General features: G+C 53.8%; 22 protein-coding genes, 1 tRNA gene and 1 pseudogene. 17 read left to right on the plus strand and 7 right to left on the minus strand.

Annotated features, from left to right (window positions below; genetic code table 11):
* The first annotated feature begins 4 nt into the window (after positions 1-4).
* The 3 genes and pseudogenes from AXE86_RS06860 to AXE86_RS06875 all read left to right on the plus strand — a co-directional run bounded on the left by AXE86_RS06860 (position 5) and on the right by AXE86_RS06875 (position 2,506).
* Positions 5-1,138: a Swt1 family HEPN domain-containing protein gene (locus tag AXE86_RS06860; RefSeq protein WP_061945835.1), complete on the plus strand. Its 1,134-nt coding sequence runs from the start codon at positions 5-7 to the stop codon at positions 1,136-1,138.
* Between the two features lie 80 nt (positions 1,139-1,218).
* Positions 1,219-2,288, plus strand: a pseudogene (locus tag AXE86_RS06865) (IS30 family transposase).
* A gap of 129 nt (positions 2,289-2,417) precedes the next feature.
* Positions 2,418-2,506, plus strand: a tRNA-Ser gene (locus tag AXE86_RS06875).
* 407 nt (positions 2,507-2,913) lie between these two features.
* Here the strand turns inward: AXE86_RS06875 and AXE86_RS06880 are convergent.
* Together AXE86_RS06880 and AXE86_RS06885 are read right to left on the minus strand one after the other, a co-directional pair.
* Positions 2,914-3,639 carry an Rpn family recombination-promoting nuclease/putative transposase gene (locus AXE86_RS06880; RefSeq protein WP_232294858.1) on the minus strand — a complete coding sequence of 242 codons (726 nt, stop codon included), beginning with the start codon at positions 3,637-3,639 and terminating at the stop codon, positions 2,914-2,916.
* A 171-nt stretch (positions 3,640-3,810) separates the two neighbouring features.
* The gene (locus AXE86_RS06885) at positions 3,811-4,170 is read right to left on the minus strand and encodes a tyrosine-type recombinase/integrase (RefSeq protein WP_061945843.1); all 360 of its coding nucleotides are present in this window, start codon (positions 4,168-4,170) and stop codon (positions 3,811-3,813) included.
* Positions 4,171-4,332: 162 nt separating this feature from the next.
* On the opposite strand from AXE86_RS06885, the gene AXE86_RS06890 reads away from it, so the two are divergent.
* A complete protein-coding gene (locus tag AXE86_RS06890; protein ID WP_061945845.1) occupies positions 4,333-4,728 on the plus strand; it encodes a hypothetical protein in 396 nt (131 codons plus the stop codon).
* 203 nt (positions 4,729-4,931) lie between these two features.
* Here AXE86_RS06890 and AXE86_RS06895 read toward each other — a convergent pair whose 3' ends face one another.
* On the minus strand, positions 4,932-5,798 hold the full coding sequence (locus tag AXE86_RS06895) for a hypothetical protein (protein ID WP_061945847.1): 867 nt from the start codon (positions 5,796-5,798) through the stop codon (positions 4,932-4,934).
* Positions 5,799-6,046: 248 nt separating this feature from the next.
* Between AXE86_RS06895 and AXE86_RS06900 the strand changes: the two genes are divergently transcribed.
* The 3 genes from AXE86_RS06900 (at position 6,047) to AXE86_RS06910 (ending at position 9,236) form a co-directional block, all read left to right on the plus strand.
* Positions 6,047-7,672, plus strand: coding sequence for an IS1182 family transposase (locus AXE86_RS06900; protein ID WP_061945850.1), 1,626 nt, complete (start codon positions 6,047-6,049; stop codon positions 7,670-7,672).
* Positions 7,673-8,146: 474 nt separating this feature from the next.
* Positions 8,147-8,599, plus strand: coding sequence for a DUF3290 domain-containing protein (locus AXE86_RS06905; RefSeq protein WP_061945852.1), 453 nt, complete (start codon positions 8,147-8,149; stop codon positions 8,597-8,599).
* A gap of 1 nt (position 8,600) precedes the next feature.
* Positions 8,601-9,236: a DUF421 domain-containing protein gene (locus AXE86_RS06910; protein WP_061945854.1), complete on the plus strand. Its 636-nt coding sequence runs from the start codon at positions 8,601-8,603 to the stop codon at positions 9,234-9,236.
* A gap of 75 nt (positions 9,237-9,311) precedes the next feature.
* On the opposite strand, the gene AXE86_RS06915 is transcribed toward AXE86_RS06910, so the two are convergent.
* Positions 9,312-9,770 carry an Hsp20/alpha crystallin family protein gene (locus tag AXE86_RS06915; RefSeq protein ID WP_061945856.1) on the minus strand — a complete coding sequence of 153 codons (459 nt, stop codon included), beginning with the start codon at positions 9,768-9,770 and terminating at the stop codon, positions 9,312-9,314.
* Positions 9,771-9,991: 221 nt separating this feature from the next.
* Positions 9,992-11,341 (minus strand): sn-glycerol-1-phosphate dehydrogenase, encoded by a 1,350-nt coding sequence (locus AXE86_RS06920; protein ID WP_061945857.1) that lies wholly within the window; start codon positions 11,339-11,341, stop codon positions 9,992-9,994.
* 267 nt (positions 11,342-11,608) lie between these two features.
* Here AXE86_RS06920 and AXE86_RS06925 point away from each other — a divergent pair, with 267 nt between their 5' ends.
* The 10 genes from AXE86_RS06925 to AXE86_RS06970 all read left to right on the plus strand — a co-directional run bounded on the left by AXE86_RS06925 (position 11,609) and on the right by AXE86_RS06970 (position 20,030).
* Entirely contained in the window at positions 11,609-12,022 is a 414-nt protein-coding gene (locus AXE86_RS06925) for a PTS sugar transporter subunit IIA (protein WP_061945858.1), read from the plus strand.
* Positions 12,019-12,495, plus strand: coding sequence for a PTS system mannose/fructose/N-acetylgalactosamine-transporter subunit IIB (locus tag AXE86_RS06930; RefSeq protein WP_061945859.1), 477 nt, complete (start codon positions 12,019-12,021; stop codon positions 12,493-12,495). Before AXE86_RS06925 ends, AXE86_RS06930 begins: the two co-directional genes overlap by 4 nt.
* 54 nt (positions 12,496-12,549) lie before the next feature.
* On the plus strand, positions 12,550-13,338 hold the full coding sequence (locus tag AXE86_RS06935) for a PTS mannose/fructose/sorbose/N-acetylgalactosamine transporter subunit IIC (protein WP_232294859.1): 789 nt from the start codon (positions 12,550-12,552) through the stop codon (positions 13,336-13,338).
* A 16-nt stretch (positions 13,339-13,354) separates the two neighbouring features.
* Complete coding sequence (locus AXE86_RS06940) at positions 13,355-14,182, plus strand: PTS system mannose/fructose/sorbose family transporter subunit IID (protein WP_061945861.1); 828 nt, start codon at positions 13,355-13,357, stop codon at positions 14,180-14,182.
* A gap of 19 nt (positions 14,183-14,201) precedes the next feature.
* Positions 14,202-15,254 carry a zinc-dependent alcohol dehydrogenase gene (locus AXE86_RS06945; protein WP_061945863.1) on the plus strand — a complete coding sequence of 351 codons (1,053 nt, stop codon included), beginning with the start codon at positions 14,202-14,204 and terminating at the stop codon, positions 15,252-15,254.
* A gap of 38 nt (positions 15,255-15,292) precedes the next feature.
* On the plus strand, positions 15,293-17,221 hold the full coding sequence (locus AXE86_RS06950) for a BglG family transcription antiterminator (RefSeq protein ID WP_061945865.1): 1,929 nt from the start codon (positions 15,293-15,295) through the stop codon (positions 17,219-17,221).
* Positions 17,222-17,325: 104 nt separating this feature from the next.
* Positions 17,326-17,691 (plus strand): arsenate reductase family protein, encoded by a 366-nt coding sequence (locus AXE86_RS06955; RefSeq protein WP_061945867.1) that lies wholly within the window; start codon positions 17,326-17,328, stop codon positions 17,689-17,691.
* Positions 17,692-17,730: 39 nt separating this feature from the next.
* On the plus strand, positions 17,731-18,714 hold the full coding sequence (locus AXE86_RS06960) for a YeiH family protein (protein ID WP_040572538.1): 984 nt from the start codon (positions 17,731-17,733) through the stop codon (positions 18,712-18,714).
* Positions 18,715-18,723: 9 nt separating this feature from the next.
* Positions 18,724-19,368, plus strand: a complete 645-nt coding sequence (locus tag AXE86_RS06965) for a hypothetical protein (protein ID WP_061945868.1) — start codon at positions 18,724-18,726, stop codon at positions 19,366-19,368.
* 170 nt (positions 19,369-19,538) lie between these two features.
* Positions 19,539-20,030: an OB-fold protein gene (locus tag AXE86_RS06970; protein WP_061945870.1), complete on the plus strand. Its 492-nt coding sequence runs from the start codon at positions 19,539-19,541 to the stop codon at positions 20,028-20,030.
* Between the two features lie 38 nt (positions 20,031-20,068).
* On the opposite strand, the gene AXE86_RS12745 is transcribed toward AXE86_RS06970, so the two are convergent.
* Together AXE86_RS12745 and AXE86_RS06975 are read right to left on the minus strand one after the other, a co-directional pair.
* A complete protein-coding gene (locus AXE86_RS12745; protein ID WP_157064431.1) occupies positions 20,069-20,257 on the minus strand; it encodes a hypothetical protein in 189 nt (62 codons plus the stop codon).
* Between the two features lie 83 nt (positions 20,258-20,340).
* Positions 20,341-21,627 (minus strand): adenylosuccinate synthase, encoded by a 1,287-nt coding sequence (locus AXE86_RS06975; RefSeq protein WP_061945872.1) that lies wholly within the window; start codon positions 21,625-21,627, stop codon positions 20,341-20,343.
* Positions 21,628-21,651: the final 24 nt, after the last annotated feature.

The raw sequence follows: 21,651 nt of genomic DNA on the forward strand, positions 1-21,651 counted from the left end.
TAGGATGGGCAGCAATCACGAAAAGGTGCGACAGGGGGAGCGTATTCTGCTCTTTGCACTCTCGGACTATGTCTGCAAGGAGCTAAAGCAGACCTATGGGGCGGACTGGTGGGAGGACGGCGTTCTGGACATCCTCTATGATGATCAGAAGCGCAGTCTGCCGCTGTCGGGGGACTGGGGGACGCTCGTCGACTCGCTCGATATGGCGTTGGCGCTGCTCCTCTTTGACCTGCACTGGGGTGATATCTTCTCCCGCAAGCTGTCGGTGAGCAATCGCACCTGGGTGAAGGAGCTCAAGGGTGTGCGCAATAATCTTGCCCATCTCGGCGGCAAGGATTTCACCGATGATGATACATGGCGTGCGCTCGATACGATGGCGCGTCTCTGTGCGTCGATCGACGCCGATAGTGCAGAGGAGATCCGCGAGATTTTGCGCGAGCTGCGCTATGGCTCGGCTGCCGGCTCGATGAATGGTACGGCAGCGGTCTCTGCCCCCAAAACAGCTGCCCCCAATACGAGCGGCATCCTGCAGTCTGTCCTACTGAGCAGTCTGCCGAGCTGGCGCGACGTAATCAAACCGCATCCGGATGTGGCGGCGGGACGGTACAAGAACGCCGAGTTCGCCGCAGATCTCGCACAGGTCGCACGCGGCGAGGGCTCGTTCGAGTATCGTGACCCCGTGGAGTTCTTTGCGCGTACCTATGTGACCGAGGGCATGGCGGGGCTGCTCATGCAGGCACTTCGACGCATCGGCGGCAAGGACGGCGAGCCCGTGATCCAGCTCAAGACAGCATTCGGCGGCGGCAAGACGCACAGTATGCTCGCACTCTATCACATGCTGCGCGGCACAGTACCGCTCAGCAAGATCCCGGCAGTGCAGCCGGTGCTCGCACGTGCGGGGCTGTCCACACTGCCCAAGGCGAACGTGGCGGTGCTCGTCGGTACTGCCATCGACCCGACGCGGGTGCAGCGTCCGCCGCACATGCCGGGGTTGATGATTCATACACTGTGGGGGGAGATGGCGGCACAGCTCGCTGCATCGGCGGGCAATCCGAAGCTCTACGACTATGTGAAGGAGGCGGACAAGAAGGGGGTATCTCCCGGATCGGAGGCGATCGTAAGTTGTAAAATAAATTGACGCAAAAAGTTCCATTTTGCAAACGGTTCAGTTAAACTTTTAGTCACAACACAAAAAGAAACTGAAAGTGAGACTGCAAAATGGAACAGAATCATTGTACTACAAAAACAGGGAAATGGAAACAGCTGACGGAGCGGGATCGGTACAAAATCGAAGCCTATTTCCAGGCCGGGTTGAAGCCGCAGGAAATCGCTGCGTACATTGGCTGCTCCAAGCGTACGATTGAGAGGGAGCGGCGTCTTGGAATGACAGCACAGCTCAAACCTGCGACGAAGAATATCAAGACCTGCGGAGACCTGCAGGTGCAGTGGGTGTATCTTGCCGATGCAGCACAAAGGCGACACGAGGAAAACGCTGCTCGTAAAGGGCGGGGGCTGAAAATCGATAAAGACCACGCGCTTGCTCGACACATTGAACATAAGATCAAAACAGAAAAATGGTCTCCTGCGGCAGTTATCGGTGAGCTCTGTCAACGCGGCTGGAGCTATGATGTCCGCATTTGTGTCAAGCCCCTGTATAACTATATCGATCAGCAGCTGTTTCTCGAACTCACAAACGACGACCTCCTCTACAAAAAGAATCGAGACAAACAGACAGAAAACAGCAGGCGCGGCGTTGCGTGGAATAACCGGGACGGGAAAAGCATCGACGAGCGCCCTGAGCCGGTGAATCGGAGAGAGGAGTTCGGACATTGGGAGATTGACTTGGTCGTCGGTCGCAAAGGGACAAAGCCGGTAATTTTAACATTGGTCGAACGGCAGACGAGGAAATCGCTCTATGTTCTGATAAAGAACAAGAGCCAAAAAAAGTACTGCAAGCACTTCGTCGGTTGCAGCGGCGCGTCAAAGGAGACTTTACGCACGTATTCAAGAGTATCACGGCGGACAACGGGTCAGAGTTTTTGGATGGCGAAGGAATGAAGCGTGCCGCCAAATGCGGCGAGGTGTATTACGCGCATCCGTACAGCAGCTGGGAGCGTGGAAGCAACGAAAACGGAAATCGGATGCTGCGCAGGTTTCTTCCCAAGGGAACGGACTTCAGCAAATTGAAGCCGAAGGAACTGCAGCGGATCGAAGATTGGGTTAACAACTATCCGCGCAAGATTTTCGGATATAAGTCAGCAAACGATATGTATGCTGCGATGATATAACTCGCTAAAAGTTTAACGAGACCTTGCGACAATTAAACTTGCAATTTGCCATCACGGCATACAATGCAGAAAAATTCCTTGCCATGCACTAGCTCCTATGATATAATGCGACTTGTCGCACAGCGGCATGGAGAGGTGTCCGAGTGGTCGAAGGTGCTTGACTCGAAATCAAGTGTGGTGATGAGCCACCGTGGGTTCGAATCCCACCCTCTCTGCCATTGGAAAATAAGGCTTCGTGGAGATTTCCACGAAGCCTTTTCTGTGTCCTTTTTTGAGTGAAAAACACGATTCTGGGCACATTTTGGGCACACGAGATTTTAAAAGTGGATTTTGGGGTGCTCGAATGAGGGGAGCTGACATAGAAAACGAGGATGCCGTGCAGCATCCTCGCATTCATTTGAGCATCACTTTTGAGGTCTTAGTGGGAGATGTATAATCTCCTCCTCAGCGGACGAAATAGCTAGCTTTGTCCCTTGTCCTGTGTCATTTTTGCAGAATATCCATGTCTATGGGGCTATCCATACCATGTTATTTGCATGGACAGGGCGGACAAGGGGACAATGGCCTAGCGGACAGTGCATCACTTTTTGAAGAAGCATACGAGAAAAGTGACGCAGACTTCTCCTTAGAGGAGTGCCAGATACTTCGGTTGATCGGACTTGGCAATCTTCAGCGCATCCATTGCAGCTTCGGCGGTGATGCCTAGGCTTGAAATGAGGTTCTTGATGCTTTTTATACGTTCTGTTTCTGCACCGCGAATTTCACCACGAACCTCGCCGCGAACTTCGCCAATAGCAATACCGTCGTTGTAGATTTCTTCCATTACCTTGCACATAGCTGCAACCCCCTTTTCGTCTTCTTTGAAAAAGCGTACGCGCTCGGCGAGCACGTCGCTGTACATATCGTTTGGATTGGTGCAGAAAAAGTCGTGCATAAGACGTCCGAGTGGGCTTTCGCTCTGACATTCCCCGTTGACGTAGAGAATGTGTGCACCGTCGTCGAAAACCTCCTCGGTGTCCTCGAATGTTCTCCGCACCTTGTAGAGCGGTTTTCCGCGCTTCCATACGTCATGCTCTGTGATGAAGATGACGTAGGTTTCCGGCAGATCGGGGAAGAGTGTTCCCTTGCTGACCTCACGAGAATCGATCATGCTGCTGTTGTAGCGAGCGCGGCGTGGAATCGCACCCTCGTCGCTGCGCTGAATCTCCACATCGTAGATGCTCTCGCCATCGGTTGCAAGTGCGTCGAATCGTACGGCACGTCCATAGAGATTTGGCACACTCTGCTGCGTAATGACCTCTGTCACACGCAGACGGTCATTGCCCATGACAGCGCGAAGTACGACCTCCATACAGGGGATGTTCCCGTCGAAGCAGCTGTTAAAGAACGTGTCATCCATCAAACGAAGCTGTTTGATTTTCTCAAGGTATCGAATTTTCTTTTGTTCGAGTTCGATGATACTCACCTCAAATCAAATGATCTACCTATATTTTATAGGGATTTTCTCTTTTTTGCAAGATTGTCATTTCTCTTGCGTGCCAAAAACGTAATCGCCAATTTTTCCGGCAGCTTCCTCCTTCGTCTTTTGCATTACGTGTGTATAAAGGTCAGCTGTAATGGCAATCGAACTGTGTCCAAGGATTTCGGAAGCTGTTTTCATGGCAACGCCGGATTGCAGCATCAGCGAAGCGCATGAATGGCGTAAATCGTGAAAACGGATGGTACGCATATTGTGGCGTGCCAAGAAATCCTTGAATGCTTTTGTGAAATTGCCGGGGCGGATCGGCGATCCATTCCCACGGCATAGAACAAGATCGTGCTCGTCGTATGCATTGCCGAGCCATTCCTTACGTTGGTCTAGTTCCTCCTTTCGCCGCCTCAATATGGCGAAAACCTCAGCAGGGGCGTGAATGGTGCGAATGCTTTCAGTACTCTTAGGCGTGGAGAAATGTATTTTGTGATGAATCTCTATAGTTTTGCGGAAACATAGTATATTGAAAAAGAGAAGGAAGTTTGGTATTATACGATTTAAGGAAGTGATAAAATGAAGATATATAACACAGAACTAATTCCCAATGATAGAGAAAATGAGATCAAGGCACTATCATGGTTGGCTGATTCTAAGAGGGGGGGAGATAAAGCCATAGGTTTTTTCTCTAAGAATAATTTTACGCCTGTTTTTCAAAGAATATTGGGAAGGGATAATGTTGAGGATATATGGAAGAAAAAAGAGGTGCAATTGTCTGATGCTGAGAATGCTATGATCGTCACAGCACGAGCTTTGGGAAGAAATCACTATTCAAATGTCGTGTTGTTTTATCCCACTATGGATTGGTTTCATAAACTTGCGGATCAAGAATTTTTTGAACAGGTGCTGATTGTTCCATGGCTTCCTGAAGAGTTAGAAAAGTTGAGAGAGATGGGCTCTGAAGAGATATGATTTTTTGCGCGTAGAAACGGAGAACTAGTTACATACAAAAATTGATATTTCCTGTGGAACATTTCAAGAGTGATCTTGCTCTGCAACTGTGATATTTCATGCCTTAATATAGTTTATCGTCGAAATAGCACTTTGGCAAGTGATTCCAAACGCACAAAAGCGCGGCGTGCGTGCCGCGCTTTTTTTGTGAGGAATGTGCTGTGTTAGTCGATGTTGTCGAGGAAAAGGAGCATTCCGTCGGTTATGTATTTTTGAATATAGTTTCTGTTATACTGATCTAAGTAGATGCCATCGGCTTGTCTCACAGAAACACCCGTTGGTGACCCCGTTCCGTTCAGGTCCCTATTCTCCAACGCGCCGTCTTCGCGAAAGCGGCGATAAGCATACGGCTCATCTCCCGAGCACGCATTATACATCGTGAAGACACCATTTGAATCGTCGTAGGTAAATGCGACCCATTCATGTGAATTGTTTGCGTTGATGAGGATGTAGCGCGGTTCGTTCGAGGCACTCGTCTGCCGGATATTCCTGCGCACGCTGAAATTGCGCCAGCTGCCATCGCCCGGAACGGTGGAGGAGAACGTGACGCCCTCTCCGCTCTCCAAGAAATACTCCATCGCGTCGGTAATGTAGTGCGGAATGGCATGCGAGCCATAGCGGTAGATGCCCGTACCGTCCACCTCATAGACGCCGCTTGCGTCGCTGTTCTCAGGAAGCCGCTCCTTCACTATGATCTGACCGGCGCCGAGGAACTGCAGATCCTCGCTCGGTCCCCGCCCGTCGTAGATGGTGAATGTTTTCGTCTGCCCGTTGTAGTCGAATGTCTTGTCCCAACATGACTGGGAATAGTCCTCGATAAGGTAATCCCCCTGCGGGATGCCCGAACCCGCTGTGCCTGCCGGTGTGTCGCGTTTCAGGATAAATGTGCCGGGGGTGTCGTTTGCGTCCAAACTGTTGTAGCGCAGCCCCTGCTGCTCCCATGCGTACTGTGCGTGGGCAAGCCCGCCCTGTATCAGGAACAGGACGAGGAAGAATCCCGCCGCGAGAAATGTGTGCCGTAGTGCTTTCATGTTCGCTGTCACTCCTTTGATCTGATGGGGGACAATCCTATTCTAAAATCCGCGCCCCTCATCTAATAAGCTCAAAATCTACTAAACCTAGTATATATATATATATATACTGTCAAGTGTTTGCGGGCAATTTTGCGGGAATGAAAAAGGGGCTGTTGCACGAAACTCTCGTGCAGCAGCCTCAATTTTGTTGCAAAAAAACAGTTCCCGGTGTTTTCAAACACCGAGAACTGGCGTAAAATAAGGGTATGAAGAACCAAATTTTACACAAGGATTATACATCCTTCGGAGGCTCATTTCAAGTCAGCCTCCCCCTCAATTTTGAATTTCAAATCGAACGGGACGATCCCGTCCGTCTCCTGCGCCACTGCATCCACCAGATGGATCTTACGGCGCTCTTTTTGAGCTTCCACCGAGCAGAGCGAAACCTCATCGCACCGCACAAACTGCTTGCTATCCTCATCTATGCCTACATGAACCGCATCTACAGTTCCCGCCGCATCGAGGAGGCCTGTCGCAGGGACATCAACTTCATGTACCTCTTGGAGGGCTGTCCTGCGCCCGATCATACGACCATCGCCCGTTTTCGCAAGAAGCACTTCGCTCCCTGTGCCAAGGAGATTCTCGCACAGATGGCACTCCTGCTCGGGGAGGTTGATGCAGTCTCATTTCAGAACCTCTTTGTGGACGGAACTAAGATCGAGTCCGTCTCCAATCGGTACAGCTTCGTCTGGAAGAAGGGCGTCCAAAAGCACTGCAGCAGGCTCATGGAGAAGCTTTCTGCTTTTCTTGCATACGTGGAGAAGGAGTTCGGTATCCATCTGCGCCATGGCGGGGACATCCACATCCGACATCTGAAACGACTGCGCCGCCGCTTGAAGCACGTGCAGAAGGCGCAGGGCATCGTCTTCGTCTATGAGAGCGGAAGACGAAAGAGCGTGCTTCAGCGTGCAATAGAGACACTGGACACGTATCTTCTCCGTCTGAAGGACTACACGAAGAAACTCCACATCTGCGGGGCACGTAACAGCTTTTCAAAGACCGACACGGAGGCAACCTTCATGCGGATGAAAGAAGATGAGATGAAGAACGGTCAGCTAAAGCCCGCCTACAACCTCCAATATGGTGTAGAGGCATCCTTCATCGTATGGGCAGGCATCTATGCGAATCCGACGGATACAAGGACACTCATCCCGTTCTTAGAAGATTTTCAGGAATACATCGGAACAAGGAGCAGGAACATCATCGCTGATGCAGGCTATGAGAGTGAGGAGAACTACCTGTATCTGCGGGACAAGGGACAGGCATCCTACATCAAGCCGAACGACTACGAGATCAGCAAGAAGCGCAAGTGGAAGAACGACATTGGACGGCGTGAGAACATGGTGTATCTTGCAGGAGAGGACGTCTACCTATGTGCTGAGGGCAAACGCCTCAGTGCGGTGGGCACGCGCAAGACAAAGAGTGCGGGCGGATACATCAGTGAAAAGACGCTCTATTCGTGCGCGGAGTGCAGGGGGTGTGAACGGAAGGAGCGGTGTATCCACGGCAACCACAGCAAGATACCGCTTCAGGAGCGGGTAAAACGGTTGGAAGTGAGCAAAGTCTTTCAGCGGGAGCGGGAGGAAAATCTGGCACGGATACGCAGCACGGAGGGAATCCTCCTGCGGATGAACCGGAGCATACAGGTAGAGGGAGCATTTGCACAGATCAAGGAGAACTTCGGATTCCGACGGTTTCTGACGCGGGGACAAGAGAGCGTCTTAGGAGAAGCAATCCTGCTGGCACTTGCTCACAATGTCTTGCGGTTGCACGAAAAGATACAACGGGACACGGTGGGGCGGCATCTTATTGCGCTCAAGGAAGCTGGATAGGACACGGGACAGAAAAACAAATAAGAGCAGAGGAACAAGGGCGAATACAGGGATCGCCCTTGTTCCTCTGCACTGTTTTAATGGATCTTGTCTTTTTTGCTGGGCTTTTACGAAAATGATGCGCTTCCATGAAAAGAGGGCTGCTGTACGAAGACAAATTTGCCTTCGTGCAGCAGCCTCGCTTTCCTTTGTGCATCACTTTTGAGGCCTTAGTTGGAGATGTATAATCTCCTTCTCAGCGGACGAAATAGCTAGTTTTGTCCCTTGTCCTGTGTCATTTTTGCAGAATATCCATGCCTATGGGACTATCCATACCATGTTATTTGCATGGACAGGGCGGACGAGGGGAGGGCTTCCCTCTTTTTTGTAAGATTGTCATTTCTCCTGCATAGCAAATCCATATACCGCTCAAAAGACCGTTGACAGAAAGTGTTCGGCGTAGTAGCCTATACGAACATGGAAGGGGGCGTTTCGTTGCCATTTTATACCTACAGCTATATTGAGCAAGTTGGACAGGCGAGCCATACGGCGTGGTATGTCGTCTCATTCCTCGCGCTCGCTGCACTGCTTGTTGTGAGCATCAAGTATCTGCGCAGCAGCTTTTCCTCGCGCTACCGCGATCTTGTCGTCCTGCTGTTTCTGGCGGTGATCTTCCTCGGGGGCATGCAGTACGGCGACTACAACCGCATGAAGAGCGACCGCGAGCAGACCTCACGCATGGCACAGTTCGTGCAGAGCCTCGGGAAGGATCTCGATGTCCCTGTCAGTGATATCAAGGTGAACTCGACCAATCTGAAGCAGGGCATGCTCGTCGATGTAGAGGGCACGTTCTACGTGATTCATTTCAATGCGGACTACACCGCGTTTCAGTATGAACGCACGCACCTCCTGCGGCGGGATATACAGATCGTAGATAAGGAGGACTGAGATGATCGTTTACTCAATGGTACTCGCAAAACTCGCTCTCGGTCTGCTCTGTCTCATCGTGCAGATCAACCTCCTCGGCAAGGGCAACCTCGCCCCCACGTCCGCGACCGATCAGGTGCAGAACTACGTGCTCGGCGGCATCATCGGCGGCGTCATTTACAACAGTGCCATCTCCATGATTGACTTCCTCCTCGTGCTCGTCGCGTGGACGCTCCTCGTGCTCCTGCTGAAATATATCAAGGCGAACAACCGCCGCGTCAAGGAGATCGTTGACGGCTCGCCTGCCATCCTCATCGAGCGCGGCAAAATCCTCATGGACGAGTGCATGCGGCAGGGGCTCCTCGCGCATGATCTCACGCTGAAACTGCGTCTGGCCGGCGTCTACTATATCAAGGACGTCAAGCGTGCCGTGCTCGAGCCGAACGGACAGCTCACGATCATCCAGTATGGGGAGGAAAATGCGCGCTATCCGCTCATCCTCGACGGACAGGTCGATGAGGATATCCTTGAGCTCATCGAAAAAGACCACGTCTGGCTGAACGCGGCTCTGCGCGATGCGGGCTACGAGCTAAAGAATGTCTACGTTGGCGAATACAAGGACGGCAATCTCGCCATCTATCCATACGCGGCATCGTGAAAAAGGCAAAAAAAGAGCCACGCGAAAGTAACTCTTTCGCGTGGCTCTGCTTATCTATGACAGAAAGGCACGGGATCAGTGGATCTCGATCTGCTTGCGCTCGGGCGCATCTGCCGTCTTCGGCAGGTTCACCTGCAGGACGCCGTCCTTGAACTCGGCGCGGATGTTCGCGTCGTCGATGCCGTCGATGTAGAACGAGCGGCTGACTTCGCCCGTATGACGCTCGCGGCGGATGTAGTTTCCGTTGTCGTCCTTTTCATCCTTTGACTCGTTGCGCGTCGCAGCGATGGTGAGGTAGCCATTCTCGTAGCGGAGACTGATGTCTTCCTTCGCCATGCCCGGCAAGTCGGCGCTCAGCTCGTAGTGGTCGCCGCTGTCCTTCACATCAACCTTGAATGAGGATGCCCCCCAGTTCGCTGCGGGGAAGCTGCTGTCGAAGAAGGAATCGCGCATGGCGTCGAAGAGATCAAACGGGGTATTATGCTCACGTGAGGTAAGCCCGCGATGTCCGCCAAAAGGTACAAGTCCAAACATGATGATCAACTCCTTAGATCTTTTTGTTGGCTGATGCGCTGTTTGGTATTCGCCTCAGCCATGGCATTATCTTTATTGGGAAGGTGCTTCAATCACCTTTCGATTGTTATTATACCACTAAAAGTCAAAAAGTCAATAGATCAAAAAGAAAAAATTGCTAAAGTGCAAAAAATTCCGCTGCTGACATTTTCGTCGGCAGCGAATTTTTTAGTAAGGGCTTGTTATTTTGCTTCGATACGGGCTGCGTACATCTCAAGCAGACCGAGATCGTCGAGCACACCGAGGATGGTGTATTTGTTTCGCACCTCTTTGGCGTGGCGGATGGAGTCGGCAGCTTCCTTATCTGTGAGGTGGATATCTGCGGGCGCTGTCGCTGTGCCTGCGGACTTCAGCATGGCAACGATTTCCTCATGTGCGGGCATGGCGCGGACGATCTCGAGGACTGCCGGCCAGTTCTTCTCAAGTGCCGCTAAGCGACGCGCACGCACATTGGCATCGTAGCGGTGATCGCCGCGAATCTCCTTCAGGATGTCATCGGCATCGCTGCCGAAGTAGTCGTGCACACCGGCTTCCCACGCACGCTCATCGAAGGGAATTGCACGCGCTGCGGCAAAGTCGACCGTCTCTGTTTTGAGCCATCCGTACAGCATCGAGATCAGTGCCTCGCCGACGCCAATCTGAATGCCGTGCGGCGCGAGTTCTTTGCCCTCCTTTGCTGTGCGCAGCTCCCAACAGTGTGAGAGATGGTGCTCGGAGCCGGAGGCGGGACGCGAGTTTCCGATGAAGCTCATCGCAATGCCTGCGAGCACGAGCGCCTCCATGACGGACTGTACGGCGTGCGGTTCACGCAGCTTCAGCGCTTCGAGATTATCGCGGCAGATGCGGACAGAGCGGTATACCATGTCCGCGAGGGTTTCACAGTAGTACTCGTCATTCACGATATGTGAGATCTTCCAGTCGGAGAGACAGGAGAATTTGCCCATGATGTCACACCAGCCGGCGATGATCATGGACATGGGCGCATTTTTCAATACGTCGACATCGCCGACGATGATGGTCGGACAATGTGTGGTAAAGGAGACTTTGAGGCGACCGATGACAAGCGCCGCGTGTTTGGAGGCAAAGCCGTCCACAGAGGGCGCCGTGACAACGGCGGCGGTATCGATGCCCATTTTGTACGAGATCATCTTGCCGATGTCGCACATGACGCCCGTTCCGACAGCGATGATGATGTCCGCATCGCGCGGCGCGTGGATGATGATCTCGCCGATACGCGCCTCATCTGGGACAACGCGTCCCTCAAGGACGAGCGTCTCATAGGGGAAGCCGTCGCGTTCGAGATACTCTGCGACATCCTTTGCCGCGATATCCCATGTGATGCGGTCGGAGAGGATGAGCGCCTTCTTATAGCCGCACTCGCGCAGTGTGCGCGGGATGTCTGCGGTAACGCCGGAGCCGATCAGAACGCGCTTCATGGGAATGCTGTGCGCATGACCGCAGGAACATGTGATCTTCCGTCCGAGCAGCTCGTTGATGGAGAGATCCGCTATATTCTCCCGTGTATGTGTCATATTGTTTCCTCCATTTCCGAAACCATTCTGCAAAATGCGATTTCAGTATAGAGGTTTCTATATACCGTGACGGCTTTCTTTCTTCATATGTTTGATGCAGTCGTTTCTGAAATAAATCTGATGAATTTCGTATATATTGCGAAAAAAGATTGTCATATATAGCAAGAATTTTATGATATGATTCACATATGTCGACGAATCGCCATGCGGCGCCCATGGCAAGGAGTATGATGGATCGAAATTTCTATATTGAGGCGAGGTGATTTGATGAAGATTGTTGTTGTGTCGCACGGTCCTTTTGCCGATGGGCTCGTCAGCAGTGTGCAGATGCTCGTCGGAGCGCAGCAGGAACTGCTTTCTTTTGGTCTCGCCCCGGAGGAGGATCGATCGACACTGCAGGACAAGGTGCGTCAGGTCCTTGAGCGTGCGGGTGGCGAGGAGGTACTCGTCCTTTCGGATCTGTTCCACGGGACGCCGTTCAATGTCTGTGTAGAGCTGATGGAGCACTTTTCGTTCCGTCACATCACGGGGATCAACCTTCCGCTCTTGGTGTCCATTATCATGAACCGCAATGCGGGGATGGGCGCGGAGGAAATCTGCGTGCAGGTACTGAAGGAAGCAGCGGCTACGGTGAAGGATGTCAATCTGCTGCTCACAGAAAATGAGGGGGATGAAGAATGAGAAATATTGTATTGGCACGCGTGGATGACCGCCTGATTCACGGAGAGGTTGTGTCGGTCTGGTCACCGTCGCTCAGCATCAACCGCATCGTCATCGTAGACGACGAGGTCGCCGTGGATGCATTCAACAAGCGCGTTTTGAAAGCCCTTGCCCCCGAGGGGATCAAGGTGCTCGTCTATGATGTGGCGACGGCGAGCGAGAAGCTGAAGGGCGAGCCAAAGCCCGGGGAGAAGATGATGGTGCTCACCAAGACGCCGATCTCCTATCTGCGTCTTGTGGAAAACGGTGTCGGGATCAAGGAGGTCAATCTTGGCGGCATGGGCGTACGCGATGCCCGTAAGCCGTTCATCAAAAATGTTGCCTGTGACGAGGCCGAGATCGAGGCAATACGAAAGCTTGAGTCGCTCGGCGTACGCGTCTACTATCAGCTCGTCCCGGAGCAGCAGGTCATTGAGGCGAAGACTTATATCTGAAGCCTCAACGAAACGGATTTATGTTTCATTTCATTCATTAAGGAGGGAAACTGTATGGATATTTCGGTTACGCAGGCGGTATTGCTTGGTATCACATACTGGCTTGCCGTCGGAAATCTGCCGTTTGCAGGACTTTGGTCTCTTCAGAGACCGCTCGTATGCGGCTTGGTTGCCGGCATTATTCTGGGTGATCCCGTACAAGGTGCGGTGGTTGGCGGCTCCATCAACCTCGTTTACCTTGGATTCATCTCGGCGGGCGGCAGTATGCCCGCAGATATGGGGCTTGCAGGCGTGCTTGGTACGACGTACGCGATTGCGGGCAACCTCGACTCAGGGACGGCGCTTGCGATTGCCGTGCCGCTCGGCGTGCTCGGTACGATCGTCTGGTACGGGCGCATGACACTGGACTCGATTTACGTTCATATTGCGGACCGCTACATTGAGCGCGGCGAGTACGATAAGATCTGGCGCGCGAATATTCTCTTTCCGCAGATGATGTGCTTCCTCATGACGGTTGTCCCGTGCGGACTTGCCGCATACTTCGGTGCATCCTACATCCAGGGGATGCTCAGCCTGCTCAGTGGAACGATCCTGAAGGTGTTCCAGATCATCGGCGGCGTGATGCCGGCACTTGGTATTGCAATCACCCTTCTCTATATCTACAAGGGCGAGGCGAAGGTGTTCCTCTTCCTCGGATTCATCCTTGCGGTATTCTCGGGCTTCAGCCTGCTCACCCTCGGCGTGATCTCTCTGCTGGTGGCGATCGTCTACATGCAGGTTACGAGCGCAAATGAACCCGCCGTCGCCGGTGCTAGAGATGATGACGATGATGACGACGACTGAGAAAGGGTGAAACGACATGCAGGAAAATCAGGTAACAAAAGGCGCGCTGCGCCGCGCATGGTTCATCTGGGAAACGTTTGTGCAGACGTGCTACAATTATGAGCGTATGATGGGGCTTGCCTGCGCGCATACCTTTACGCCCATCGTAAAATGTCTCTATCAGAATGATCCCGAAAAGCAAAAAGAGATGATGAAGCGCGAGATCGAGTTCTTCAACGTGCATCCGGAGTTCGGTGCCTGCATCCTCGGTATGGCGATTGCGCTCGAGGAGGAGAAGGCGAAGGGCGAAAACATCCCGGCGCAGTTCATTACGAACATCAAGACCTCGCTCATGGGCCCTCTCGCGGGCCTCGGCGATACCGTGTGGCAGGGCGTGCTCATCCCGATTCTGCTTGCGATCTGTATTGACATCTCGCTTGCGGGCAGTGGAAATATCTGGGGCGCGATCATCTATGCCGTTCTCATTGTCGCTGCTGCCTATGGATTCAGCTATGTGAACTTCATGTTCGGCTACCGTGCGGGACATGATGCCATCATGGACTTCCTCGAGAGGGGAACCCTGCAGAGGATCCTCAAGGGTGCCTCGATCATGGGCTGCATGGTTATGGGCGGTCTGATTGTGAACTATGTCAAGGTGACCTGCGGCATCGAGATTGCGAGCGAAGCGTCGGTGTTCAGTATCCAAAAGGACTTCCTCGATCACGTCATGCCAAGCATTTTGCCGCTCAGCGTGACCATGGGAATCTACTGGCTGCTCAAGCAGCGCTGGTCGTCGATTAAGATCATCGGTCTGATTGTGGCTCTCGGTATTGTCTGTGGTGTCACGGGGATTCTGACCTTCTGAGGAAAGAGGAGTCGAGACGATGAAGGCAATCGTTTTGAAGAGGCCGGGGGATTTTTCCATAGAGGAGATTCCAACGCCGGAGCCGCAGGCGGATGAGGTGCTCATCCGCATTCACGCGGCGGGGATCTGCACAAACGACGTGCGGGATTTTCGCGGAGACTGCAGCTATTCCTATCCGCGCATCGGCGGTCATGAGTACTGCGGTACGATCGAGCGTCTTGGCAGTGCGGTGAACGCGGAGCGCTTTTCCGTCGGGCAGAAGGTTGTGCAGTATATTATTGACGACTGCAAAGCATGCCATTACTGCAAGCGCGGTGAGGAAAATATCTGTGAGGATTTTCCAAAGACAGAGACCTTCCAAAAGCCGAATGGTATCTCTGGCTATAAGGGCTTTGCCGAATACATTACGGCAAAGGCGGGCGATCTCTACGTCTATCCGAAGGATGCCCGCTTTGAGGATATGGCGTTCACAGAGCCTCTTGCCTGTGTGATCAACAGCATTGAACGAGCGCAGCTGCGCTTTGGTGATGATGTGCTGGTGATCGGCGGCGGAACGATGGGGATGCTGCATGTCATGGCCGCACAGCTGAAGGGCGTGCGCGTCATCCTCAGTGAGCCGCTCGCCGAGCGCCGGGAAAAAGCGCTTCAGCTGGGCGCTGCCGCCGCCATTGATCCCATTCACGAGGATTTACAGGCACGCATCAGAGAGCTCACGGAGGGGCGTGGGGCAGACGTTGTATTCAATACGACGGCAATTCCCGCAATTGCCGGAGACGCAGTGCGGGCGACCGCACCCGGCGGGACGGTCATCATGTTCAGCTCGATTCACCCGAACACGCCTGTGCCCGTCGATCTAGGGTATGTTCATTCCTATCAGCAGCGGATCATCGGTGCCGTGAATCCGTCGATTTCTTCCTACGATCAGTCGGTGCTGCTCATCGGCAAAAAGATCCTGTCACCGGAACCCCTCAGGGAAGCGATATTCGATTACCGGGATTTCGGGCAGGCCATGGAAACGGCGATGCGGCCGGATACCTATAAGGTGCTGTTGAAATTCGGAGAACTCGAATAAGGGCAGCGCGCTTTCCTGGCGCAGAGAGGAGGGGTGGTATGCTGAACGCGCGTCAGGTCAGGATGATGCTCGAGATGTACGAGGCGGGCAGTACGTATTTCACAGCGTCGTATTTCTCGAAGAAGCATGCCGTCAGCGTCCGCACGACACAGGCGGATATGAAGAGTGTGAAGGAGGAGCTGGAACAGACAGGGCTGGCGCGCGTAATCTCTCAGCAGGGACGGGGCAGCTACCTCGCCGTCGAGGATGCGGAGATGTTCTCCGACTGGGTCAACAATCTCTATATGCAGCACACCGTCGGCTCGCTCTCCTACCCGCTCAGCCGTGTGACGAAGATCGTCTTCATTCTGCTCGGCAGGTTTCGCGAGATGCCGATGTATGAACTTGAGGAGGCGCTCTTCATCTCGCGGTCGACACTGCTCACGGACCTGCGCAGCGTTCAGAAGAGCCTTGCGCCGTTTCGACTCAGCGTTCAGCGCAAGGATAATCGCCTGCGCATTGTTGGCTCTGAGATCGACAAGCGCCGCTGTCTTGCGGAAAACGGGCTCTACCTCGCACATCTGCAGGGCATTGAGGAGGAGCGTGACAACCACATCGATCTGCAGCGCATCTCCTATCTCAAGGATGTACTGCTCAATGTGTTCGTGGAGTTCCACTACTACATTCAGGATGCGGATTTCAGCAATGCCGTGCTGACGCTGAACATCATGCTGCACCGTGCGCAAAAACGCTTCTTTATTCAGGAGAAGGAGCTGCGCATTACGGACGATATTGAGAAGGAACTGCGTATCTCGGAGCGCATTTTTGCAAAGCTCTCCGATCGTTTCCTCTGTCGTTTTCCGAGGGAGGAGGTACGTTTCTTTGCCATCTATCTCAAGGGGCAGGAGATCTTCAAGAATCACGATATCATCTCCAAGGAGCTGGACGAATTCATCCGTGATGCGTTTTTGCGGATCAAGGCGAACTACGGCGTGGACTTCACGAACAGCATCAGCCTGCGCATCGCCATCGCACTGCACTGCATCCCGCTCATGATTCGGGTGAAGTATGACATGCAGCTTCAGAGTGCGAGCCTCACGGAGGTGCGCGAGACGTTCCCGCTCGGCTATGAGATTGCGACGTATTTTTCCTATCTGCTGCGCGAAGCATATCTCGATGATGCACGCATTATCGACGATGAGATCGCACTGATCGCGGCGCATTTCTATGGCACGCTGCTTGAGCTGCGTCAAAAGAAGAAGGAGACGCGCGTGCTCGTCATCTCGTCGCTCAAGATGAGCATGACGGTGCTCCTGCGTTCCATTCTGATGAAGTGGTTCTCGCGGGAGATCGCTGCACTCGATTTCATTCATGCCGATGAACTGCATCCGAGTGTGTTGGATGACTACGATGTCTTTCTGACGACGGAGAAGAACGAGGTATATGACAACGGGCTCGCGATGTATATCACACCGTTCCCGACGGAACTTGATCGGCGCAGCATCAAGCTGCTGCTCGACGGCTTTTCGGATATCGAGGACGTGGTCGGGATCTTCTCCAAGGACCTCTTCTTCTATCGGGAACATGCGACCAAGGCAGAGATCCTCGAGCTGCTCTCCGCGCACGCCGAGGAGCACTATGGGCTCAGCGGAATACTTGACGCCGTGCTTGAGCGTGAGAACATCGGCAGCACCTTTTTCAGCCGCGGCATCGCCCTGCCGCATCCCATGCAGGCGGTATCCTCCGATACCTTTGTCAGCACCTGTGTCATTCGGAACCCGGTGTGCTGGGATGAGGAGGGGAGCGAGGTGCAGATCGTCATGCTGATCCACATCGGCAAGAACAATCCGCGCTCGTTTCAGCTCTGGGACTATTTCTCGCATATCTTCGAGGAGAAGAAATTTGCCGAGGAGATCGCGGCGGAGCCGACGTTCGAGCGGTTTACGCAGCGGCTGAAGGAACTCCTGACGGAGCGATTTGTAAAATAAGAAAACAGCGTTTTCCCCCATATAGGAGGAGGGCGCTGTTTTTGATTGCAAATATTTTCTGCGTTTGTATAATGGAAATGACTGCATTTGAAGGAGGAATGACAATGACAAAGAACGATGTGCTCTTTATCGGCTACCCGAAGTGTTCAACGTGTCAAAAGGCGGAGAAGTTCCTGCGTGCGCACGGCTGTGCGGCACCGATGCGCGACATTAAGACACAGAACCCGACGGCAGAGGAGCTGCGTGCGTGGCACAAGAAGAGCGTCCTGCCGCTGAAGCGGTTCTTCAATACGAGCGGGATGATCTACCGCGACCGCGGGCTGAAGGATACGCTGCCGGAGATGTCGGAGGAGCAGCAGTACGCCGCGCTCGCCTCGGACGGAATGCTCGTGAAGCGGCCGCTCCTCATCACGAAGGACCGTGTCTTGGTGGGCTTTCGTGAGGCGGAGTGGGCAGAGCTGTTTGCGTAGGGGATGATCCCGCAGGCGCGTTTTGAAAGAAGGATTTCGATGAAACGAGAGTACATGGACGGCATCCTCTATGCGATGCTGTTTGCCGTGCCGGCCTACGTGCTGGGGCTGTATTTCCCCATCGTGGGCGGACCCGTGTTCGGCATTCTGCTCGGGATGCTGTTCGCGAAAAAGCGGCGTCCGGAGAAGACGGAGAGCGGCATCCGCTTTACGGGCAAGAAGATTCTCCAGTATGCGATCATCCTGCTCGGCTTTGAGATGAATCTCTTTCACGTTGTGGAGGTGGGAGAGCAGTCCCTCTATGTGATGGTCTTTACGCTCGCAGCAGCGTTCCTTGCGGCGCTTGTCGTGGGACGTTTGATGGGGCTTGATCGCGACATGACGGCGCTCGTTGGTGCGGGGACGGCGATCTGCGGCGGCTCGGCGATTGCGGCGGTTGCCCCTGTGATCGGGGCAAAGGATCGGGATGTGGTGATCTCGATTGCGACGATTTTCTTCTTTAACGTGATTGCGGTCTTTCTCTTTCCGTTCCTCGGGCACACGATGGGGATGTCCGATCAGGGCTTTGGCATGTGGGCAGGCACGGCGATCAACGATACGTCGTCCGTGGTTGCGGCAGGCTATGCGTACAGTCACGATGCGGGCGCGTATGCGACGATTGTGAAGCTGACGCGTACGCTGATGATCGTGCCGGTCTGCCTCTTCTTCGCGCTGCTCGTGATGCGCGGGGCGAAAAAGAGCGGCGCAGGGTTCTCTCTTCGGCGCATCTTTCCGATGTTCGTGCTCTACTTCATCGTCGCGTGCATTGTGAATACGACGGGCATTCTCCCCGCAGAGCTCTCGCATGGGCTGGGGATGCTCGGAAAGTTCGCGATTGTGCTCGCGATGAGTGCGATCGGGCTGAACACGGATCTCCCGTCGCTCGTAAAGAATGGGGCGCGGCCGCTTGCTCTCGGGATGGTGTGCTGGGCAGCAGTGGCGGTGACGTCGCTCGTCGTCCAGCACGCATTGGGGCTGCTGTAAGAGGGGACAATGGGGAATAAAAAGACAACGAATCAAAAAAATACCGCAGCGGATGAACAGAACGTCGAGCTGCGGCCGTTCCCGCCGTTTCTGCCGCCGCAGGCGACAGTGCTGATGATGGGGAGCTTTCCGCCGGCAAGGGAAAAACGGGCGATGGCATTCCACTACCCGAACTTTCAGAACGATATGTGGCGCGTCTATGGGCTCGTGTTCTTCGGTGATGCAGCACATTTTCAGGTGCCGGGGGAGAAGGCTTTTGATGCGGAGCGCATCAAGGCGTTTCTCACGGAGCGCGGCATCGGCTCATGTCCCGGCGTGCGGCGCGCCATCCGCACGCACGGCAATGCGTCCGACGCCTATCTGAAGGTCGTGGAGACGGTGGAACTGCCCGAGATTCTGGCGCAGATCCCACAGTGCCGCCGCATCTGCACGACGGGTGGAAAGGCGACGGAGATCCTTTTTGATCTGCTCACGGCGGAGAAGAAGGGCAAGGATGTCAAGACGGGCGAGACCGTGTCCGCACGCTGCGGCGGTCGTGAGCTCCTCGTCACGCGCCTCCCGTCCACTTCGCGTGCCTATCCGATGAAGCTCGAGAAAAAGGCAGAGGCGTATCGGCAGTTCTTCCGCACGGCGGGGTTTACGGTGGCGGAGTAGAACGAAAAATAAAAGACAGGTCAACGGTTGCGTTTCATGCCGTTGACCTGTCTTTTTTTTGTAGAAAAACTTCAAAAATATTTTAATATTAGGCAGGAATATGAAGGGGGGGGGGTTAATAGACATAGATGAGAAACACTGCGCTTTCAGTTGCAAAGGAGATGTTTGTTATGGGGAAGTTTAAGAAGGCACTCTTAGGGCTGGTCGGTATTGTGGTCGTCGCCAGCTTAGTTGGTGGTTGCGGCGGCAGTGGACAGAATAAGGCAAACGATGCGAACAAGAGTGATTCAAGCAGCACAACACAGCAGCAAAAATCGAAACAGAAAGATTATGCAGAAGCGGATATTAATGTACTGTTGAGCGAGGCAAAGGATAATGCTGCCGCTGCGAATCAAAATTATAAGGGAAAGGCAGTAAAGATCATTGGTGGACATATCGGTAATATTGATTCGGATGTGAAGTATATTACCATTGATGGCACAGCAGCAAAGTACACGATGATTCACATTCGTTGTGATGTAGATGCTAAGGATAAGGAACTAAAAGATGCTGTTCTGGCATTGAAAAAAGGGCAGAATGTCACGGTATATGGGACGATAAAGGAAGTCGGAGATATCATGGGATACTCACTGAAACTGGATAAGGTGGAGTCGGCACAGTAAAAGAAGTACCTGACTCGTCAAGAGATGAGAAAAACAGCTTATCCAAAATGTTTATTTCGCAAGGAGAGAAGTGTCTGAGATGCATCCATCAGGATTCCATTCGTGAGGTATTCCTGCTCTGCTTCTGTCATTGCGATATCGATCATACGGGTGAGATGATTTCGCTCTTCTGCGGGGATTTCTTTGGCATTAGTTGATGCTGCCGCTGATGGTTGAGTGTTTATCATCTGTGTGTATCCTCCAGTGGACATCTGAATAAGTCAAACGGCACGATATGAGATGATTCATACCGTGCCGTTTTTGTATTCTCTTAGAACAAGTCGTTTGCAAGGACGATGGTCTGCTCGCGTGAGGGGCCGACGGAGACGATGCCGAGGGCGATGCCCGTGATCTCTGCCATGCGCTCGAGGTATTTGCGTGCCTTTTCGGGGAGGTCGCCGTAGCTGCGGATGCCGGAGATGTCCGTCTTCCAGCCCGGGAAGGTCTCGTAGACCGGCTCGACCTCGGCGAGGACGTTGAGGCTTGCGGGAACGCCCTTGAGGAGCTCTCCCCTATACTTGTAGCCCGTGCAGATCTTGATCTCGTCAAAGCCGTCAAGGATGTCGAGACGCGTGACCGCCATGTAGTCGATGCCCGAGAGCATCCCCGCATGGCGGACGACGACGGCGTCGAGCCAGCCGGTACGACGCGGACGCCCCGTGACGGTGCCGAACTCATGTCCCGCCTCACGCAGTTTCTCTCCGATGGGATTCAGCTGCTCTGTGGGGAAGGGACCCTCGCCGACGCGTGTGCAGTATGCCTTGACAACACCGACGACCTTGTCGATCTTCTTCGGCGCAACCCCCGCGCCGATGGTGACGCCGCCCGAGATGGGGTGTGAGGCGGTGACGTAGGGGTAGGTGCCGTAGTCGATGTCCAGCATGGTCGCCTGTGCGCCCTCGAAGAGAATTTTGCGCCCCGCGGCGATCTCCTCGTTGATGAGGGGGATGGTGTCGGTGACGAGTGGACGCAGACGTTCTGCGTAGCCCTGGTACTCCTTCAGCACCTCGTCATAGTCAAGGGGTTCGTGGTGGTAGACAGCGGCGAGCTCTGCGTTCTTGTTGTCAAGGTTTTTCTTAAGCTTCTTGGCAAACTCTGCGCCGTCCATGAGGTCACAGACGCGGATGCCGATGCGGTCGTCGCGGTCCATGTAGCAGGGGCCGATGCCACGTCCTGTGGTGCCGATTTTGTCCGCGCCGCGCTGGGCGTCGCCAATGCCGTCCATCAGTCGGTGGTAGGGCATGACGACGTGCGCACGGTCGGAGATGCGAATGTTCGATGTGTCGATGCCGCGCGCCGCCATGGCGTCCATCTCCTGCAGACAGACCTCGGGGTCAAAGGCGACGCCGTTCGCGATGATGTTGTGCGTGCCTTTGTAGAGGATGCCTGAGGGCAGAAGGCGGAGTTTATACTCTTCGCCTGCCGCGACGACGGTGTGCCCCGCGTTGCAGCCGCCCTGATAGCGGACGACGGTGTCTGCCTTGCTCGCGAGGTAGTCGACGATTTTCCCTTTGCCCTCGTCGCCCCACTGCGTACCCGTAATAACGATGGTTGACATAATGAGTCCCCCTTATTTCTTCTC

Source organism: Selenomonas sp. oral taxon 136 (genome assembly GCF_001554015.1).
Classification (GTDB): Bacteria; Bacillota; Negativicutes; order Selenomonadales; family Selenomonadaceae; genus Centipeda; species Centipeda felix.

Excerpts from the sequence above, each read along its gene's own strand:
- AXE86_RS06930 (WP_061945859.1), top strand. The coding sequence starts at position 12,019 with ATGAGAAATATTGTATTGGCACGCGTGGATGACCGCCTGATTCACGGA.
- AXE86_RS06920 (WP_061945857.1), bottom strand. The coding sequence starts at position 11,341 with ATGACACATACACGGGAGAATATAGCGGATCTCTCCATCAACGAGCTG.
- AXE86_RS06890 (WP_061945845.1), top strand. The coding sequence starts at position 4,333 with ATGAAGATATATAACACAGAACTAATTCCCAATGATAGAGAAAATGAG.
- AXE86_RS06940 (WP_061945861.1), top strand. The coding sequence starts at position 13,355 with ATGCAGGAAAATCAGGTAACAAAAGGCGCGCTGCGCCGCGCATGGTTC.
- AXE86_RS06970 (WP_061945870.1), top strand. The coding sequence starts at position 19,539 with ATGGGGAAGTTTAAGAAGGCACTCTTAGGGCTGGTCGGTATTGTGGTC.
- AXE86_RS06950 (WP_061945865.1), top strand. The coding sequence starts at position 15,293 with ATGCTGAACGCGCGTCAGGTCAGGATGATGCTCGAGATGTACGAGGCG.
- AXE86_RS06910 (WP_061945854.1), top strand. The coding sequence starts at position 8,601 with ATGATCGTTTACTCAATGGTACTCGCAAAACTCGCTCTCGGTCTGCTC.
- AXE86_RS06965 (WP_061945868.1), top strand. The coding sequence starts at position 18,724 with ATGGGGAATAAAAAGACAACGAATCAAAAAAATACCGCAGCGGATGAA.
- AXE86_RS06860 (WP_061945835.1), top strand. The coding sequence starts at position 5 with ATGGGCAGCAATCACGAAAAGGTGCGACAGGGGGAGCGTATTCTGCTC.
- AXE86_RS06915 (WP_061945856.1), bottom strand. The coding sequence starts at position 9,770 with ATGTTTGGACTTGTACCTTTTGGCGGACATCGCGGGCTTACCTCACGT.
- AXE86_RS12745 (WP_157064431.1), bottom strand. The coding sequence starts at position 20,257 with ATGATAAACACTCAACCATCAGCGGCAGCATCAACTAATGCCAAAGAA.
- AXE86_RS06975 (WP_061945872.1), bottom strand. The coding sequence starts at position 21,627 with ATGTCAACCATCGTTATTACGGGTACGCAGTGGGGCGACGAGGGCAAA.
- AXE86_RS06935 (WP_232294859.1), top strand. The coding sequence starts at position 12,550 with ATGGATATTTCGGTTACGCAGGCGGTATTGCTTGGTATCACATACTGG.
- AXE86_RS06945 (WP_061945863.1), top strand. The coding sequence starts at position 14,202 with ATGAAGGCAATCGTTTTGAAGAGGCCGGGGGATTTTTCCATAGAGGAG.
- AXE86_RS06960 (WP_040572538.1), top strand. The coding sequence starts at position 17,731 with ATGAAACGAGAGTACATGGACGGCATCCTCTATGCGATGCTGTTTGCC.
- AXE86_RS06925 (WP_061945858.1), top strand. The coding sequence starts at position 11,609 with ATGAAGATTGTTGTTGTGTCGCACGGTCCTTTTGCCGATGGGCTCGTC.
- AXE86_RS06900 (WP_061945850.1), top strand. The coding sequence starts at position 6,047 with ATGAAGAACCAAATTTTACACAAGGATTATACATCCTTCGGAGGCTCA.
- AXE86_RS06895 (WP_061945847.1), bottom strand. The coding sequence starts at position 5,798 with ATGAAAGCACTACGGCACACATTTCTCGCGGCGGGATTCTTCCTCGTC.
- AXE86_RS06880 (WP_232294858.1), bottom strand. The coding sequence starts at position 3,639 with ATGGAGGTCGTACTTCGCGCTGTCATGGGCAATGACCGTCTGCGTGTG.
- AXE86_RS06955 (WP_061945867.1), top strand. The coding sequence starts at position 17,326 with ATGACAAAGAACGATGTGCTCTTTATCGGCTACCCGAAGTGTTCAACG.